Source organism: Arthrobacter sp. 260 (genome assembly GCF_013116745.1).
Classification (GTDB): Bacteria; Actinomycetota; Actinomycetes; order Actinomycetales; family Micrococcaceae; genus Arthrobacter_D.
This window is the reverse complement of record NZ_JABFOE010000084.1, coordinates 1-246: the sequence shown is the minus strand read 5'-3', so window position 1 is coordinate 246 and position 246 is coordinate 1. Positions and strand designations below refer to the sequence as shown.

At 48.8% G+C, this 246-nt stretch carries 1 protein-coding gene; it reads left to right on the top strand.

What is annotated here, in order from left to right; genetic code table 11:
* Nucleotides 1–25 precede the first annotated feature (25 nt).
* The coding region (locus HMI57_RS18440; RefSeq protein ID WP_171587436.1) for a PD-(D/E)XK nuclease-like domain-containing protein at nucleotides 26–246 on the top strand (221 nt) is incomplete at its 3' end.

Genomic DNA, 246 nt, shown 5'->3' with positions numbered 1-246 from the left:
GTCCCCAACTTGGTTCAAAAAGTTCATGGCTTGCGAGGCCGAGGCTTTGGCGGAATTGAAGGACGAGTGGAAGCCCAAGCGCGACCCAACGGCCTTGTTGGTCGGCAACTATCTTCACAGCTACTTCCAAAGCCGCTATGCGCACAACAAGTTTAAGCAGGAACATCCAGAGATTATTTCAACTCGCGGTGCAACAAAAGGACAGCTCAAAAGAGAATATCAAGTTGCTGACAACATGATTAGAAC